We start from the raw sequence: 2,620 nt of genomic DNA, 5'->3' as shown, positions 1-2,620 counted from the left end.
GGCGGGTGGGCTGCGCAGGGGACGCTGCAAGTACGTCCATGTAAGCTCGTAGGCGCCATCCATGGCGCCTGCGCCCCTGCGCAACCCACCCGCCCGGCCACGGACAGGTTCCTGCGCGCGCCAGCGCCGCTCTTCGCCGGAATGCCGGAATGCCGGAATACCCGAATCCCGGAACCATGCGCTCGCTCACGGATTGCCCGGCCAATTGATGACAACGTTGTCCCCACTTGGCCCCGGACTCTCTCCCCGGCCAGCCAGGTACCCCGTCCGCCCCCACCGTCGCCCTTCCCCGGGCGATGTCCGGACCTGCGTCACGCGCGGTGCCATCCGGCCCGCGCGCCACCGGAAGTCGGAGACACACCATGTACGACAAGCTTGTGCAGAGTGCCGATGTACGCAGTGCCAAACGCTCCTCCCGCCCCCTCCGCCCGCGCCGCCTGGCCTGGGTGCTGGCCCTGGCCGCCGGGGCTGCCGCCCTGCCCGGCCTGGCCCAGGCCGCCAGCTGTGCCGGCGTGGCGCAGTGGGACCAGGCCAAGATCTACCGGGCCGGCGACACCCTGCAGAAGGGAGGGGTCCTGTACCGGGCGAACCAGGACATCTGGAACGCACCGCCGGACCATCCGGCCGGGGCGCCCTACTACACCAATCTCGGTGCCTGTGACGGCAGCGGCGCCAACCAGCCGCCGGTGGTCAGCCTGACCTCGCCCGCCAACGGCGCCACCTTCAGTGCCGGCAGCACGATCACCGTGAACGCCAATGCCAGCGACCCGGACGGCAGCGTCAGCAAGGTCGAGTTCTTCCGCGATGGCAGCTCGATCGGGGTGGACACCAGCGCGCCGTACAGCGCCAGCTGGGCCAATGCCAGCGCCGGCAGCCACACCCTGCGCGCGGTGGCCACCGACAACAACAACGCCACCACCAGCACCCCCACCATCACCATCACCGTCAACGCGGCCAGCGGCGATACCACCGCACCCAGCGTGCCCGGCGGCCTGGCGGTGGGCACCCGCACCGCCAGCAGCATCGCGCTCAGCTGGAGCCCGTCCACCGACAACACCGGTGGCAGCGGCCTGGCCGGCTACGACGTGTACCGCAACGGCAGCCTGGTCGGCTCGCCGTCCAGCGCCAGCTACGTCGATGGCGGGCTGACCGCTTCGACCACCTACAGTTACCGCATCCGTGCCCGCGACAATGCCGGCAACGCGTCGGCACAGGGCAGCGCGGTCAGCGCCACCACCCTGGCCGGCAGCGGCGGCGGCACCGGCAAGCGGGTCATCGGCTACTTCACCCAATGGGGCATCTACGGCCGCAACTACCGGGTGAAGAACATCGACAGCAGTGGTTCGGCCGCGCGCCTGACCCACATCAACTACGCCTTCGGCAACGTGCGCAACAACCGCTGCGAAGTCGGCATCACCCAGCCGTCGGACCCGAACACCGGTGCCGGTGGCGATGCGTTCGCCGATTACAGCAAGGCCTTCGCTGCCGGTGAGAGCGTCAGCGGCAGCGCCGATACCTGGGACCAGCCGCTGCGCGGCAACTGGAACCAGCTCAAGCAGCTGAAGGCCAAGTACCCGGACCTGAAGGTGCTGATCTCGCTGGGTGGCTGGACCTGGTCGCGTGGCTTCTCCAGCGCCGCACGCCCGGAAAACCGCCAGGCCTTCGTCGCCTCCTGCATCGATGCCTACATCAAGGGCAACCTGCCGGTGACCGATGGTGCCGGTGGCGCAGCCGCGGCACTGGGCGTGTTCGATGGCATCGACATCGACTGGGAGTACCCGGTGGCGTGTGGCATCGAGTGCGGCAAGCCGGAGGACAACGCCAACTTCACCGCGCTGATGGCCGAATTCCGCCGCCAGCTCGATGCGGTGCGCCCGGGCCTGCTGCTGACCGTGGCCGTGGGTGCGGGCATCGACAAGGTCCGCGTCACCGACCCGGCCGCGTACCACCCGTACCTGGACTACATCAATGTGATGACCTACGACTTCCACGGCGCGTGGGATGCGAAGACCAATCACCAGTCCGCGCTGTTCGACTCGCCCAATGATCCGTCCACGGGCGACCAGAAGCTCTACAACAGCAACGACGCCATCGAGGCCTTCATCAGCCGCGGTGTGCCGGCGGCCAAGCTCAACCTCGGCATCGGTTACTACGGCCGTGGCTGGACCGGCGTGGCCAGCGGCAACAACGGCATGTACCAGACCGCCGGCGGTGCTGCGCCGGGCACCTACGAGGCCGGCATCGAAGACTGGAAGGTGCTGAAGAACCTGGCCTGGCCCGGCTACACCGACAACATCGCCGGTGCCACGTGGATCTACAACGGCAGCACGCTGTGGAGCTTCGACACCCCGGCCAACATCACCCGCAAGATGGGCTACGTGAAAACGCAGGGCCTGGGCGGCGCGTTCGTCTGGGAGTTCAGTGGCGACGATGCACAGGGCACGCTGACCAAGGCGGTCAGTGATGGCCTGAAGTGAAAAAAGCCGGGGACGCATCGCGTCCCCGGCCCTTCCTGCATGATGCATCCGCCGGGGGGGGGGCCCCCGGGGGCCCCCCCCCCCCGGGGGGGGGGGGGGGGGGGGCCCCGGGGGGGGGGGGGCGGGCGGCCGGGGGGGGGCGG

General features: G+C 69.6%; 1 protein-coding gene. It reads left to right on the top strand.

What is annotated here, in order from left to right; translation table 11 throughout:
- The first annotated feature begins 362 nt into the window (after positions 1-362).
- Positions 363-2,477 carry a glycosyl hydrolase family 18 protein gene (locus IAE41_RS22145; protein ID WP_200734585.1) on the top strand — a complete coding sequence of 705 codons (2,115 nt, stop codon included), beginning with the start codon at positions 363-365 and terminating at the stop codon, positions 2,475-2,477.
- Positions 2,478-2,620: the final 143 nt, after the last annotated feature.

It is taken from the genome of Stenotrophomonas sp. S39, assembly GCF_016624665.1.
Classification (GTDB): Bacteria; Pseudomonadota; Gammaproteobacteria; order Xanthomonadales; family Xanthomonadaceae; genus Stenotrophomonas.
Note: the sequence above shows the minus strand (reverse complement) of the source record. Positions and strands in the feature narration are given on the sequence as shown.

Coding starts and splice junctions, on each gene's coding strand:
- IAE41_RS22145 (WP_200734585.1), top strand. CDS start 363: ATGTACGACAAGCTTGTGCAGAGTGCCGATGTACGCAGTGCCAAACGC.